The organism is Vibrio frigidus (genome assembly GCF_042465995.1).
Lineage (GTDB): Bacteria > Pseudomonadota > Gammaproteobacteria > Enterobacterales > Vibrionaceae > Vibrio.
On the sequence record NZ_JBCDMC010000004.1, the window covers coordinates 379,740 to 394,822 of the forward strand.

The following is a 15,083-nucleotide window of genomic DNA, read 5'->3' on the forward strand; positions in this document are numbered from 1 at the left end:
ATATGGATACAGAAAAGCTCACCCGTTTGGTCAGATGTTACTTTAGCCAACCTGAAAGGAGGCTAACGGTCGCTGCGGGCCGATCCATCATATTGCAAGGTGGTGATAATGAGCGACTGTATTATGTCTGGAAGGGAGAGATTGAAGGCTACATTGTTGATGAAGAGAGCGAAAGAGAAACGAAGATCTTCAATGGTACCGAAGGTGCCTTTTTAGGGGTCCACAGTTTTTTTTCTGAGACACTCATTGCATCTTCAACGGTTGTCGCTAAAACCGATGTCGAACTCGCTTGGATAGATGGGCAGACGAGGGCGGTAGAGCCAGAATATTATGGCCCTTTAGCGGCTCAATTTACGCCCGTTATTGTGAGCGAATTATCGCGTCGACAGATGAGAGCAATACGGGAATCTATCGCCAAAGAAGAGGCTTTGCAAAAGCTATATACCGCTGAGCAAATGACCACATTAGGACAACTTGCGGCAGGTATCGCCCATGAGCTTAATAATGCCGTCGGCGTATTGAGCAGTAAGACCGAGCGGATGCAGTCGGTGATCTCTCAGTTGATGGAAGAACTTCACCCTGAGGCGAGTATCTTTTTAGAACAAGGGTTATTGCAAGGGCAGATCGCGAGTTCTTCGGAGGTACGTAAACGCGCCAGAGAACTTGAAAATGAAATGGGTTTATCCCGTGACCTAGCTAAATCTTTGGCTCGAGCTGTACCGAGAGGTGAAGTACCTAAACAATGGCTAGATAATCCGAACGAAGCCATACGTTACTGGAAAGTCGGTCGTGATTTACACGATATGCGATTAGCCGCAAGGCACTCAGTGGGTATCGTTAAGTCGGTGAAGCAACTTGGTCGCTCGGATATTGATACCGATGAGTGGTTGGATATAAATGAGTCGATTAACAAGGCTATCGCTTTACTACAAAGTGATTTACGAAGAGTGTCAGTACATCTAAGTCCTGCCAACCTTCCGAAATTTAAAGGTTCGTCTACTGAATTGGTTCAGATTTGGGCGAACATTATGAAAAATGCTTGTGATGCAATGGAAGAGTCGGCGGAGCCGGCTATTGAGATTGCTACACGGTATACAAACAAACGGATTCTTGTCACGATTTCCAATAATGGCCCTGAAATTGATGAATTAACACGACGTCAGATTTTTCAACCCAACTTCACTACCAAGAAAGGTGGACTCTCTTTTGGCTTAGGGCTCGGGCTTTCAATCGTGAAAAGAATAGTAAGTGGTTATGGTGGAACTATTGCTGTGAAAAGCGGTTCGGAAAAAACCATTTTTAGAATTAAATTGCCAGTCGAGGAATAATATGGAGAAGTTAAACCTGATCTGTGTAGATGACCAACGTGAAGTATTGAGCGCGGTACTACAAGATCTAGAGCCACTTAGTACTTGGTTAAACATAGAGGATTGCGAATCAGCAGCTGAAGCTCTAGAACTGATGGATGATTTTGACGCGGAAGGTGAATTTGTCGCCTTGATTATCTCTGATCATGTTATGCCGGGTAAAACCGGAGTGGAGTTGTTGACTGAAATTTCACAAGACGGTCGTTTTTCAACAACAAAAAAGATCTTGCTAACCGGACAAGCGACGCATCAAGATACTATCACCGCTATCAATCTTGCTCGTATCGAGAGTTACTTTGAAAAGCCTTGGAATGCAGATGTTTTACGCGAACGTGCAAGGACACTGGTTACAGAGTTTATCTTTGACCAAGGATTGGACTATACCGATTATCAAAGTAATTTGGATCAAAATGTTGTTTTAGCTCGCCTTCGTTAATTTGATGAAATCAAAGCTTGACCTTGGAGTTAACTCCAAGGTTTATGCTTGTTGGTATCTTAACAAAAATCATTTACACCAAATGGTGATAAAGGAGATACCATGTGTACTAAACACAAAGGCTGTCAACCAAAGGCAACCACTCAGAATATCAGTAGCGATAGCTGCTCTGATCCAATGACTACTCAGATAAAAACTATCGGTGCTGAAAGTGAAGGCTGTTGTGCTAGCGAGTCTGGTACTTGCAGTAGTGGTTCTGGCCCTTCAGAGGAAAATGACCCCTCAGGTTTACAATCTCTTTTTACTCAAAGCTGGAAAATTGCGGGGATGGATTGCCCTTCTTGTGCTCGAAAAATTGAAACGGCGGTTAGCAATATATCCGGTGTCAGCTATGTTAAAGTGTTATTTGCGACTGAAAAACTTGTCGTTAAATACGATGATTCAGCGCTTGCTCAAACTATCGAATCTGTCGCGTTAAAGACCGGTTTTCCGTTAAATCTATATACCTCCCAGCCTACTACAGACGATGATTTCAGTCTGCGTGGCTTATTCAAACAGAATATCCAAGTTATCTCTCTCGTGATTGCGATGCTTATCTCTTTTGCATTACAACCACTTCTTCCTCAATTCAGTGAGTGGTCTTTTGTTGCAATTTGTTTATTAGGGTTGATACCTATCGGTAAAAAAGCGATCACCTTAGCGAGATCTGGTACCCCGTTTTCAATTGAGACGCTGATGAGTGTTGCTGCAATTGGGGCACTGTATTTAGGCGAAACGATTGAAGCAGCAATGGTTTTACTGTTGTTTTTACTTGGTGAAAAACTCGAAGCTTACGCCTCTTCACGGGCAAGAAGTGGGGTAAAGTCTTTAATGGCGTTGGTTCCTGAAGACGCCGTAAAGATTGTGGATGGAGAACGGGTTCACGTTTCAGTTAGCGAATTAATTCCTGAAGACATTATTGAGGTATCTCCGGGTTCTCGTCTTCCTGCTGATGGGGTGATTTTAACCTCGGCTAGTTTCGATGAAAGCGCACTAACGGGTGAGTCACTCCCGGTAGAACATCTAGCGGACGATCAGGTTCTTGCCGGTTCTGTTGCCGTTGATAAAGTGGTTCGCTTACGGGTTACCTCTAAGCAAGGTCAAAACGCCATTGATCGCATACTACATCTAATCGAACAAGCCGAGTCGCACAAAGCGCCACTTGAACGTTTTCTTGATAGATTCAGTCGTTGGTATACCCCCGCCATGATGGCTCTAGCATTGTTGGTCATTATTACTCCTCCGCTTCTTTTTGAGCAGCCTTGGGAGACATGGGTATACCGAGGCCTTGCTTTACTGCTTATTGCTTGTCCTTGTGCGTTGGTGATCTCTACGCCTGCTGCCATAACTTCTGGATTAGCGGTTGCCGCTAAACGCGGGGCGTTAATAAAAGGTGGAGCAGCACTCGAACAACTTGGACGCATAGAAACAGTCGCTTTTGACAAGACGGGTACTTTGACCAAAGGTGAACCGAAAGTGACGGATGTTGTGCCACTAGGAAATATAACGAGAGAACGCTTGCTAGGGCTAACCGCATCCATCGAATTAGGTTCAACACATCCATTAGCGAAGTCGTTAGTGGCTTACGTTAACAGCCAACATATTGCTATTTCGGAAGCGACCGAGAAAACGGCGATTGCCGGTATTGGTGTGTCTGGAATAATTTCGGGTGTTAGCTATTGTATAAGCGCGCCAAGTAAGGCAAATGTACCGATATCGACTGAGATAGAGCAACACGTTGCTCGTCTCGAGAGCGTAGGCAAGACAACGGTTTTAGTCATAGAAGAGTCGAAGGTGATTGGCGTTATTGCTTGGCAAGATACCTTACGTACGGATGCGAAAGACGCGATAGACAAACTACACAAACTCGGTATTAGTACGTTAATGCTTACAGGTGACAATGCGCGAAGTGCAAAAGGTATCGCTGACAAAATTGGTGTTGAATATAAAGCGGGTCTGCTTCCTGAAGATAAAGTGAATTTTGTTCAACAGCTTGCGAAAACGAAGCATGTTGCGATGGTTGGCGATGGTATCAATGACGCTCCAGCCATGAAAGCGGCGTCAATCGGTATTGCGATGGGCAGTGGCACTGATGTTGCGTTGGAAGCGGCAGATTCGGCCTTGACTCACAACCGTCTGACGGATGTCGCAGAAATTATTATTCTTTCGAAAGCAACATTGGCAAATATTCGTCAAAATATCGCTTTGGCATTAGGGTTAAAAGCCGTATTTTTGGTGACGAGCCTTCTGGGTATTACTGGATTATGGTTGGCGGTATTGGCAGACAGTGGCGCGACATTATTAGTAACAGCAAATGCTTTAAGGTTGTTGAGGTTGAAATAGTGGCATTTGGACAGGATAAATTCCAGATGCTTGCTATTCTTTTAATTGAACGAATTCTATTCAAAAATGTAGAAAAACGTGATGCCAATCGGTTTTCTATGTAATAGGCAGTGTAATGTAAGTTTATATTGTGATTGTGATCACTCTATGGGTGGCATTTGTTCGCTACAGTTTGTCTGTCAACTTCACCCATATTCTGGATTAGCAAAAATGCTGAGTCCACATTAAGGAGCCATCTATGTCTCAACCTGTTTTTCACCTTGGTATTACTGCGGCCGATCTTAAAGGCGCAACTGTTGCTATTATTCCTGGTGACCCAGATCGCGTGCCAAAAATTGCCGCTGAAATGGATAATGCAGTACAACTTTCAAGCCACCGTGAATACAATGTTTACTTGGCAGAATTAGATGGCACACCTGTCGTAGTTTGTTCTACGGGTATCGGGGGTCCTTCTACTTCTATTGCGGTTGAAGAACTTGCACAGTGTGGTGTACGTACATTCTTACGTGTGGGTACTACTGGTGCAATTCAATCAGATGTTAACGTCGGTGATATGATTGTTTCTACTGGTTCAGTTCGTTTAGATGGCGCTAGTTTGCATTTTGCTCCGTTAGAGTTTCCAGCCGTTGCAAACTTTGAAGTTGCAACCGCAATGAAAGAAGCGGTAGAAGAGTCTGGCGCTAAAGTGCATATGGGCGTAACGGCGTCTAGTGATACCTTTTATCCAGGACAAGAGCGTTACGATACGTTCTCTGGTCGTGTTGTTAAGCGTTTCCAAGGTTCAATGCAAGAGTGGCAAGACATGGGTGTTCTCAATTTCGAAATGGAATCTGCGACGCTATTTACAATGTGTGCAAGCTCTGGTCTTAAGGCTGGCTGCGTTGCGGGTGTGATCATCAACCGTACTCAGAAAGAGATCCCAGATCATGCGACGCTTAAAGAAACTGAGACGCGTTCTATTCAGGTCGTTATTGCCGCTGCGCGTAAAATGCTTTAATTATTGATCGGTTGCTCTTGTCGTTCGAGAAGCAACTTTGCTTGATAATAAAAATCCCGGATACTTTTGGTATTCGGGATTTTTTGTTGTAAGTCTTATCTTAAATTACAGTTCATCAATCACAACTCATCGTGACCGCCCGCATCAGCAAACCAATGGGTTAGGTGTTTTTTCAGGTCTTTCAGTTCGTCGGGACCGATAAGTGCTAGCCCTAAGTCCTCAGCACGAGTGATATCGTTGTGTCTCAATGGACGGAAGCTAACCAGCATTGCTCGAGCTTGTAAGCCACCCAGCAAATCTCTCAAGGACTCGAGCTTGTAGAGAGTATCGTCACCGTCGTCGCGCATGCCTTTTGTTTTGCACTCTATTATGTGTAGTTTGTTGTTCACAACAGTCGCTACATCGAGCTCATTTCGAACTTCACGTTCCCCTAACTGGCGATATACCTGAACATTGAGAGAGTGGTCTTGTATGGTTGGTAGTTCATCTTGAATCTGCTTAACGGTACTATGGACCAGTGTTTCAAGCCACTCACCATTAGAAAATCGCCTTGCGTCTTCGCTCGCAAATTTGAGAACACCATTTTGATAGGTTGCAAGCTGTGTGTCTACAAGGTCGGAGAGAAGCATATTCACTTCGCGATAGCCTTGTTGTTTTTCGGTTAAACTTACCTCTAATTTTTGCTCTTTACGACACGTTGTTGCCAAGTAGTTGAGTGTCGCGAGTCCGGGGCCAAGTTCGAGGGCGTTGCCGGCCCATCTTTGTCCGAGTTCATAGAGTTGATCGGGTAAATCGTGTTCGTTAAATTCAGCCCGCGCACCAAAAATAGTTAAATAGTCAGCAATCGTGATGTGGTCTTCTAGTTGAGCATCTTTGTTTTCTTCCGGATAAATCCAGCAAATCTTATCGCTGTTTGGTTCAACAACGAAGATCTCCCAAGCATTGCGTCGAAACATTTCATAAACAGGCAATAGGCGATGACGCAACCCACAGCTGGCGTTGAGTTTTAGCTCTTTGCCACGCTGACGAAGGTTTGTTTCTAGCTGATGTATCGCTTGTCTAATCAGAGGTGTGTCAGCGATTGACGTTATTTCAAAAAACTCAGTTTTGATGTTTCGTTTGTCTAAAACGTATTTGAGCCTCTGAAACATTACCTTTTGATTCTTGTCCCCAATAAAGATGATGTGCTCACAGATTGCTCTATTATCAAAAAGCGGCGTGATTAAGCGGATGGGGTCTCGATCAATAATACCAACGTGAATAGCCATTTAACGTCCTTACTAATTATAAGTATTGGCCGGCATTAAAATTTTATTGGAAGGGTTCGCTGGCCTTACATTTTATATTGTAGTAACTATATAAAAAACAAGGGTGAATTGATAACAATTCACCCTTGTTAAAGTAATAATTGACCTTAACATGACCTAGAGTTTGAATTTAGAGCTTAAATCGGCTCACCAAGCTCTCTTGTTCCTGTGCGATCGTGCTTAAATTCTCACTCACAGAAGCAATTTCTGACATAGCATGATAACTTTCATCGGCAATCTGATTAATGCCTTCTAAACTTTGCGCTATGTCGCCAGTGGTTGTGCTTTGTTCCGCTGCGGCTTCAGATATATGTGTGCTCATTTGACTAATTTCGAGTATTAACGCCTGAATTTCTTCCATCGAGCTGTTTGCATTTGACGCTTGAGCAACGGAGTTTTCCATATCACCCATGCAGCTTTCAATGATTTGATTAGCTGATTTTGAACTCGATTGAAGGTTGGCGATCATGCTTTCGATTTCGGTGGTCGACTCTGTTGTCTTCTGAGCCAATACTCTGACTTCATCCGCGACAACAGCGAACCCTCTGCCTTGTTCACCTGCTCTCGCCGCTTCTATCGCGGCATTGAGTGCTAATAGATTGGTTTGTTCAGCGATGCCTTGAATCACATCCAAGATCGACCCAATTTCGCTACTCATTTTTTGTAGCTCGGATACGGCACTCACCGAATCAGTTAATCGACTTTCGAGCTGGTTGATTGTGGTGATGTTCTGACTCATTACTTGACGGCCACTGTCAGAAGCACTTTCTACCTGATGTACCTTGTCTAACGAGCTTAGTGCGCTTTGTGAAACCTCTGCGACAGAATGGGCCATCTCTGTCATCGCTGTCGCGACATTGGCGGTTTGTTCGCGCTGACTACTGAGTTGAGTTTGTGCATTGTTTGAGGTGGACTGATTGGTTGTGGATGCATTAGTCAGATTGTGCGACGCGCTACTGAGCTGTTGCAGAATGTTATGTAGATTGTCTGCTAGGGTATTAATATGCCCACTCACACGGCCAAATTCGTTGTTGTGGCGAATCTCAATTCGTTTGGTCATGTCACCGTCTGCGAGGCTTTCAAGCGTATCAAAAATGCGGGTAAGAGGCTCTCTCACGCTATGGGCAAGGCGATAGCCGATCACGATTGCAATGATAACCACCACAATACCGATAATGATGGCCTGTAAACGACCATCTTTATAGATGCTTTCAGCCTCCGTTAGTGTGCCGTTTAGTTCCTCTGTTGCAACACGGTTAAATCCACCAAGTAGATTCATGGTTTTGTCCACTTCCGCGGCTAGGTTCTCGATGTTCATATACAGGCTTGAACGTGCTTCTAAAAAGGCTGAATGTTGATCAAGCACGCCTCCTTTTTTACCTATATCCTTAGTAAATTGTTTCACTGAGTTATCAAAAGAGAATTTGATCGACGGAAGCTGAGTCGTTAAACCTTCATAAGCATAAACGAGCTGTGCGACAGATTTTTTATTATCAGCGAACGATTTTGCTACAAATTCAAGGTCATCACTCGCGAGCGCATCTGATGTAACGAGTTCAGCTTTTTTAAGCTTCAAGAAATAACTCTTGGCTAATAACTTAATAGAAATGTTACTCTGATCATCTACAAAATCTTTCATACCAACGGTCAATTCGGAATGAAGTCGTTGATAATTACGCGTGGATTTTCGGACCTGTTCTTGAGCAACAAACATATCCTGATAATTAATCATTGCATCTTGTGCAACGGAAAAGTACGTCGTTTCTAGACTTTTTAACTGAAGTATATCCTTCTGCAAAGATGGGTAGTTTGAGCTTGCAGTTTCTAGTTGGCTGAATACTTGTTGAAAGCTATCTTGAGCCTGTTGAAAATTACTTTTATTTTGCTCCATCCGATCCACATCTTGAGTGGTCAGAAAGTCTTTAAACGCTTTGTCAGCAGAAAGTAGTTTGACGCTTGTCTGATTTGATAATGAAACGAGTGGCAGTGACTTCTCGGTTACCGTGCTAAACATAGCGTGAATATTGCCCATGCCATTTAGCATTATAGTGACAGTGGCGATAAACATGATCACCAAAATGGTAAATCCGGTGTACATACGCCTGATTACAGACCCTTTCATTTTCTCTCCCCGTTAGAAAAATAAGGTATAAATATAGACACGGTATTGCACAATAATTATTGTTTTTAATGTCAGAAAATAGATGACCAATAATACGTATTTCATACGCTACAAACCGAGATTTGAACCTCAATTTGACTTATCGGCAGCGCTTCTAGAAAATGAAGTGTTGAACGCTGTTTTTTATTGTGATTTGGTGACCCATAACGCATACTCAACAAAAATTACCGTTAAACATGGAGCAGCGTAATGGCGGAAGAAACAATATTCAGCAAAATTATTCGAAAAGAAATCCCAACCGATATCGTCTACCAAGATGATCTGGTTACTGCATTTAGAGATATTAGTCCACGAGCTCCAAGTCACATTCTGATTATCCCGAATAAACTGATCCCTACTGTGAACGATGTAGAAGAAGAGGATGAGTTAATGTTAGGTAGAATGTTTACCGCGGCAAGAAAAATAGCGAAAGATGAAGGCATTGATAAGGACGGCTATCGCTTGATAATTAACTGTAATGCCCATGGTGGGCAAGAGGTTTATCATATTCATATGCACCTTCTTGGTGGTCGTCCGTTAGGTCCACTACTACTTGGTTAATTTAGGAATAATCTCTTTGTAAGCTTATGTTGAATAAAACGTGCCGATTACTATTTATTATCACTGTGTCAGCAACAGTGACCGCTTGTTCCACCCTATCTGCTGGTAACTTGTTTAGTCACTATAGTGCTCAAAATCGTGACGTCTATACAGCAGTAGAATCTGGGCAGTATGAAAAAGCCGTCGATTTATTACCAGATTACATAGCCGGTGACATACTAGACAATATGGAAAAGGGTAGAGTTAATCTACTCAATCAGACCTATGAAGAGAGTAAAGCTTTCTTAGAAAACAGTGAATATGCAGTACGTGAACAACAAGACCAGGCGGTTGTTTCTATCAGTGAAAGCGCGTCTAGCATAGGATCTTTGGCTGTAAATGATAACTTGAATAGTTATTACCCTGCCGATTATGAATTGGGTTTTTTACACCTTTATTTGGCACTTAACTATCTCAGTGAAAATTCACTAGAAGGTGCGTTAGTTGAGGTACGTAAAGCCAATCAGGTTCAGGAAAAAGCGAAGAAAACACGAGAAGCCGATCTTGCCTCTGCTGAATCAGATATGAGGAAAGACGGTTTGAGTCCTAATTTGGGTTCAGTTTTGTCCAAATATCCTGACGCGGGTAAACAATTACAAGCGGTTCAAAATGGCTATTTACTCTTCCTGTCAGGGCTGCTTTATGAAACGTCAGGGGAACTAAATAACGCGTATGTTGACTATAGACGAGCGTTAGCAGTAATGCCCAGCAACTCAGAGATAATCGATAGCACGATTAGAGTGGCAAAAAAATTAGGCATGCAAGAAGACTTGAGCAAGCTAGTTAAGCAATATGGTGACAGAAAACCTTTGGCAAAAAACAAAGCTAGGTTAATCGTTATAGATGAGCAAGGCGTCGTCTTTTCAAAGCAAGGCTGGAAACAGCCGCTTCCTATCTATACGAAGGGACAGTGGGCTTATTTTACAATGTCGCTTCCATATTATCCTTCACAGGTTTCTCGCCAGTTTGCTACGCTTAAGATAAATGGTAAATCGGTATCTAAGTCTAAACTTGTCGACGTAAACTTGATGGCGCAACAAGATCTGACGGAAAGAATGCCGACAATCTTGCTAAGACAGGCTTTACGAGTGGTCGCAAAAGAACAGATTCGTCGAGAGACAACAAATGGTGACGATATCGGTAATCTATTGCTGAATGTGTGGAATGTGTTTACAGAGCAACCCGATACACGCAGTTGGCAAACATTGCCTGCCAATGTTTATAGCAGCAGTGATGTTGTCGACCCTGGTAAATACACGATAGATGTTGGAAGCCGGAGTTACGATGTCACTGTAGGTGAAGGCAGAACTGTTTTGGTCTGGGTTTCTAGACAAGGTTCGAATGCAACAATTTGGCACAAACAACTTGGGAGTTTGTAATGAAAAAAATAGGGATAGCATTAGTTATGGCCTTGGCCTTAATCGGTTGTTCTAAAAATACAGCGGGTCTTCGAGTTGATGGCCAATCGCAAAATGTGATGTTTGGCGACAATGTGCTTGGCGGACGGTTACTAGTAGACAATATAGCGACCGTAGATCAGGAGGGGCATGCAAGAGGTATCGTTACGCTTACCAGCCAGTTTAAGGGTGATCAAAATATTCAATATCGTTTCTATTGGTACGATAATGAAGGATTAGAAGTAAATTCGAAGCAAGCGGCTTGGAAACAACAGATTGTTAGAGGTTTTGAAACGCTTTCTATTTCGGAAGTGTCTATTAATCCAAACGGCAAACAATTCCGTGTTCAAATACGCGAAGCAAATAAATAAGGGTGAGAGATGAATAAAAGTGTTATAGCGTTAATTGGACTAGCAGTTATTTTAGGCGGCTGTTCTAATAAAGTAAATTATGGCGACGCGCAAGAAGCTGAAACCACAACGATTGACTTTGGCTCTACAGATCTACAAAAGATCGCGAGCGAAATGGTTGATAGCATGCTTATGTCAGGTTCGGTTGCGGCGATTACTAGAGACAGTCGTCCAATAGCATTTGTTGAAACGATCAAGAACAAGACGAGTGAGCATATAGATACGGAATCAATTACCGATTCTATTAGCACTAAAATGCTGAACTCTGGTAAGTTCCGTTTTGTTGATATGGACCGAGTTGAATCCGTACGTAAACAACTTAACTTTCAGAACAACGATGAGTTAGCGGATCAAAGCAGTGCTATTCAGTTTGGTAAAATGGTCGGCGCTCAATATATGTTGTATGGCAACCTGTCGAGTATTGTGAAACAAGCTGGCAGCAAAAAAGACGTATACTATAAGATGACGATGCGATTAATGGACCTGGAAACGGGTCTCATTGAGTGGGCTGATGAAACAGAGATTCGTAAAAACGAATCGAAGAGTTTATTAGGCCTTTAAACTCAATCTCAGACCAGCGTCGTTTAACAACGAACGTTTGATGACAAGAGGGTATCCTGTGAGAATGACCTGGAGTGAAGCAACATCGCTTGACCAGTCGTTATTGTCGCTGGAGCCCTTTTTTTGTGTGCCCCCTCAAATTGCCGAAATTCTTGCTGGTGGCTTAACGAATCGATGTTGGAAGATTACGTCACATTCTGGTGTCCCTTATGTCTGGCGACCTAATTCTACCCATCTGTTTCAATTTGGTATTTCTCGGACCCGGGAGAACCAATTGTTGGAGTCATTGAGAGAATGTCAATTTGCCCCAACACCGGTGCACTTAAACGACAAAGGTTTGTTGGTTGAGTGGTTAGAGGGCAGTGTAGGTGACGTACCGTTAAGTGAGTTAGAACTACTTACGACTCTGACTAAAATTCACACTGTAAACATACATAATAAGCCCGTGCCTTTGTTTGCTTTTACAGCAAAAGTCGATGGCTATTGGCATAAGTTAGACCCCAGCCTAAAATCAACACAACGCGAAGCGCTCTATAATCGTTATAGAGGGTTACCAAACATACCTCAAGTCGAGCCAGCACTATGTCACTTTGATTTGGGAGACTACAATATAGTGAGAACCGATCAGGGTATAAAGGTTATCGACTGGGAATATGCGGGTGTAAGTGACCCTAGGATGGATTTAGCCATGACGTTAGACCTCAGTGGGCTTGATGTATTTAAAAGCGTAGTAGCGTACTGTAAACTGAGGAATCTAGAGGAAATCGATAGTTGGCTATTAGGGGTTAATAAGTGGACACCGCGCAATCAAATGATGGCAATGCTGTGGTATTTACTTGGCTACCAGCTGTGGAATGATGAACATTACTTGTTGGAAGCCAGTCGTTTAGAGGTTCTGCTCTCACATTAACGTTGGTCTTCTAAAAATGTGCTTTTTTTTTGGAAAATTATCTTTTTCAATAGGTTAGCTGTTCTGCAATCTTAACTTTTGAATCGAATAAGATTTTTTTTTATGCTATAAAACAAATAATGCATAAACAATCAGGCAATTAAGTTAAAATTAACTAGTAGTAGATTTAAAGTTATACCAAAAAGGATAGTGGGAGGTACCATGATAATTTATTTACACGGCTTTGATTCAACAAGTCCAGGGAATCACGAGAAGGTACTTCAGCTTCAATTTATAGACGACGATGTTCGTTTTATTAACTACAGTACTCTTCATCCAAAACATGATATGGCACATCTTTTAAAAGAGGTGCACAAGGCAATTGAGCAATCAGATGATCGTCATCCCGTTATTTGTGGTGTTGGACTTGGTGGCTACTGGTCTGAACGCATTGGTTTTTTGTGTGGTATCAAGCAAGTTATTTTTAATCCGAATTTGTTCCCAGAATCTAATATGAGTGGGAAGATAGATCGCCCTGAAGAGTACGATGATATAGCAACGAAATGTGTTGCTCAGTATCGAATTAAAAATAAAGATCGCTGTTTAGTTATCTTATCTAAAGCCGATGATGCTATTGATCATAGCCTTACGGTTGATGCGTTAGAGGATTATTATCGGATTATTTGGGATGAAACAGAAACCCATAAATTCAAGAAAATATCACAACATCTACAAACGATTAAGGCTTTTAAAGAAGCTTGATTGGGACGAATTATTTTCGGGAAACGACCTCAATAGAGGTCGTTTTTTTTTGTTCATTTTTTAAAATAAATCGACTTAAAGTTAACCAAAAAGAGTGAAAGTGTGATGAAGGCAAAATAACTTCTTGCGGTCCTCATTTACCTATATATAATGAAAATTCAACTTTTTTTGATATATATCAATTAAAGTTGAAATAAAAGAGTGAGCGACCTTACAAGAAGCTGACCAAGATAAAGCGTGAATATCGGCCTAAATACAGAATCCCATAGCTTGACACATTCAGGCTATTTAAAATTGTAGATTAAAAGGAGTGCCAACATGACTCGAATCATTGTTGTCGGTGGTGGAGCTGGTGGTTTAGAGCTTGCGACTAAACTGGGAAATACACTTGGACGTAAAAACAGAGCGGAAATCACATTAGTAGACCGAAAAGGAAGCCATTTGTGGAAGCCGTTGCTCCATGAGGTGGCTACGGGCTCACTCGATGAAGGTGTTGATGCTATAAGTTATCGTGCTCACGCAAAGAATCATCATTTTAATTTTGGGCTAGGTACTCTTAAAGCGATAGATCGGGATCGCAAGGTCATTTTATTAGCTGAGCTAAAAGACGATGATGGTGAATTATTATTGCCTCAACGTGAATTTGAGTATGACATTCTGGTGATGGCCATTGGTTCAACCTCCAACGATTTCAATACACCGGGGGTCCGTGACAATTGTATCTTTTTGGACAGTCCTGAACAGGCACATCGTTTCCGAACCTTAATGAACAACGAATTCTTGAAGCTTCACGCAAAAGCGGGCCAAGGAACCGTAGATATCGCGATCGTTGGTGCTGGTGCAACCGGCGTTGAGTTATCGGCCGAACTGCATAATGCGATCAAAGAGTTGAGAACCTATGGATTTGGTGATCTTGACTCAAGCAAACTCAATGTGAACCTGATTGAAGCCGGTGAGCGTATTCTTCCTGCGTTACCTCCAAGAATTTCCACTTCTGCTCATCATGAACTAACGAAATTAGGTGTAACAGTAAGAACAGGGACGTTGGTGACAAAGGCCGAAACCGATGGTTTAACCACCAAAAACGGTGACAAAATTCATGCGCATATCATGGTGTGGGCGGCGGGTATTAAAGCGCCAGATTTCATTAAAGACATTGCGGGCTTAGAGACTAACCGCATCAACCAATTGGTGGTTAATGACACCCTACAAACTACTCGTGATGAAGATATTTTCGTTATCGGTGACCTAGCTCAATGCACACAAGTTGATGGTTCATTTGTCCCTCCACGCGCCCAAGCGGCGCATCAGATGTCAAGCCAAGCGTATACCAATATAATAGCGAAGTTAAATGGCAAGGCGCTTAAACCGTATGTTTATAAAGATCACGGGTCATTGGTTTCTCTCAGCCGTTTTTCAACGGTCGGCAGTTTAATGGGGAACCTAACCAAAGGCTCAATGATGATAGAAGGGCGCATTGCACGCGTTGTCTATATCTCTTTGTATCGTATGCATCAAATGGCGTTGCATGGCATGGTTAAGACTGCACTAATGATGCTAGTTGGCCGTATAAACAGAGTATTAAGACCAAATCTTAAGTTGCACTAAGACTAAAGGTTGATGTTATAAGCTGAAGCCATGCAATTGCATGGCTTTTTTATGCCTAACGCGTCGAAACTCATCTTATAAACCAATTGTAAGATCATTGCTCCAAAAATTTATGTAAACAGAATATCGTACGTTATTAATAACTTAGCACAAATCTCGGTGTTTCTATTGAATGATACTTAACCATTTTTGTCACTGATATGTTG

Annotated in this window: 13 protein-coding genes; 11 read left to right on the forward strand and 2 right to left on the reverse strand. The window is 42.3% G+C overall.

Features of this window, described 5'->3' with window-relative positions:
* Positions 1 to 2 precede the first annotated feature (2 nt).
* The 4 genes from AACW90_RS09385 to udp all read left to right on the forward strand — a co-directional run bounded on the left by AACW90_RS09385 (position 3) and on the right by udp (position 5,182).
* Entirely contained in the window at positions 3 to 1,328 is a 1,326-nt protein-coding gene (locus AACW90_RS09385) for an ATP-binding protein (RefSeq protein WP_390233508.1), read from the forward strand.
* Position 1,329: 1 nt separating this feature from the next.
* Complete coding sequence (locus AACW90_RS09390) at positions 1,330 to 1,803, forward strand: response regulator (RefSeq protein ID WP_390233510.1); 474 nt, start codon at positions 1,330 to 1,332, stop codon at positions 1,801 to 1,803.
* 102 nt (positions 1,804 to 1,905) lie between these two features.
* Complete coding sequence (locus tag AACW90_RS09395) at positions 1,906 to 4,185, forward strand: zinc/cadmium/mercury/lead-transporting ATPase (protein WP_390233512.1); 2,280 nt, start codon at positions 1,906 to 1,908, stop codon at positions 4,183 to 4,185.
* Between the two features lie 238 nt (positions 4,186 to 4,423).
* Complete coding sequence (udp, locus tag AACW90_RS09400) at positions 4,424 to 5,182, forward strand: uridine phosphorylase (protein ID WP_195702876.1); 759 nt, start codon at positions 4,424 to 4,426, stop codon at positions 5,180 to 5,182.
* Positions 5,183 to 5,301: 119 nt separating this feature from the next.
* On the opposite strand, the gene AACW90_RS09405 is transcribed toward udp, so the two are convergent.
* Complete coding sequence (locus AACW90_RS09405; RefSeq protein WP_390233515.1) at positions 5,302 to 6,450, reverse strand: Card1-like endonuclease domain-containing protein; 1,149 nt, start codon at positions 6,448 to 6,450, stop codon at positions 5,302 to 5,304.
* Between the two features lie 169 nt (positions 6,451 to 6,619).
* Positions 6,620 to 8,611 (reverse strand): methyl-accepting chemotaxis protein, encoded by a 1,992-nt coding sequence (locus AACW90_RS09410; RefSeq protein ID WP_390233517.1) that lies wholly within the window; start codon positions 8,609 to 8,611, stop codon positions 6,620 to 6,622.
* A gap of 249 nt (positions 8,612 to 8,860) precedes the next feature.
* Here AACW90_RS09410 and hinT point away from each other — a divergent pair, with 249 nt between their 5' ends.
* From hinT to AACW90_RS09445, 7 genes are all read left to right on the forward strand, one after another.
* Positions 8,861 to 9,211 (forward strand): purine nucleoside phosphoramidase, encoded by a 351-nt coding sequence (hinT, locus tag AACW90_RS09415; protein WP_195702879.1) that lies wholly within the window; start codon positions 8,861 to 8,863, stop codon positions 9,209 to 9,211.
* A 26-nt stretch (positions 9,212 to 9,237) separates the two neighbouring features.
* Complete coding sequence (locus AACW90_RS09420) at positions 9,238 to 10,629, forward strand: COG3014 family protein (protein WP_390233520.1); 1,392 nt, start codon at positions 9,238 to 9,240, stop codon at positions 10,627 to 10,629.
* Positions 10,629 to 11,018 carry a YcfL family putative periplasmic lipoprotein gene (locus AACW90_RS09425; RefSeq protein ID WP_390233523.1) on the forward strand — a complete coding sequence of 130 codons (390 nt, stop codon included), beginning with the start codon at positions 10,629 to 10,631 and terminating at the stop codon, positions 11,016 to 11,018. Before AACW90_RS09420 ends, AACW90_RS09425 begins: the two co-directional genes overlap by 1 nt.
* Positions 11,019 to 11,027: 9 nt before the next feature.
* Complete coding sequence (gene lpoB / locus AACW90_RS09430; RefSeq protein ID WP_275136226.1) at positions 11,028 to 11,618, forward strand: penicillin-binding protein activator LpoB; 591 nt, start codon at positions 11,028 to 11,030, stop codon at positions 11,616 to 11,618.
* Positions 11,619 to 11,682: 64 nt separating this feature from the next.
* Positions 11,683 to 12,528: a phosphotransferase gene (locus tag AACW90_RS09435; protein WP_390233525.1), complete on the forward strand. Its 846-nt coding sequence runs from the start codon at positions 11,683 to 11,685 to the stop codon at positions 12,526 to 12,528.
* Positions 12,529 to 12,729: 201 nt separating this feature from the next.
* On the forward strand, positions 12,730 to 13,269 hold the full coding sequence (gene ycfP, locus AACW90_RS09440; RefSeq protein ID WP_347999889.1) for an alpha/beta hydrolase YcfP: 540 nt from the start codon (positions 12,730 to 12,732) through the stop codon (positions 13,267 to 13,269).
* A 318-nt stretch (positions 13,270 to 13,587) separates the two neighbouring features.
* Positions 13,588 to 14,877 carry an NAD(P)/FAD-dependent oxidoreductase gene (locus AACW90_RS09445; protein ID WP_390233529.1) on the forward strand — a complete coding sequence of 430 codons (1,290 nt, stop codon included), beginning with the start codon at positions 13,588 to 13,590 and terminating at the stop codon, positions 14,875 to 14,877.
* Positions 14,878 to 15,083: the final 206 nt, after the last annotated feature.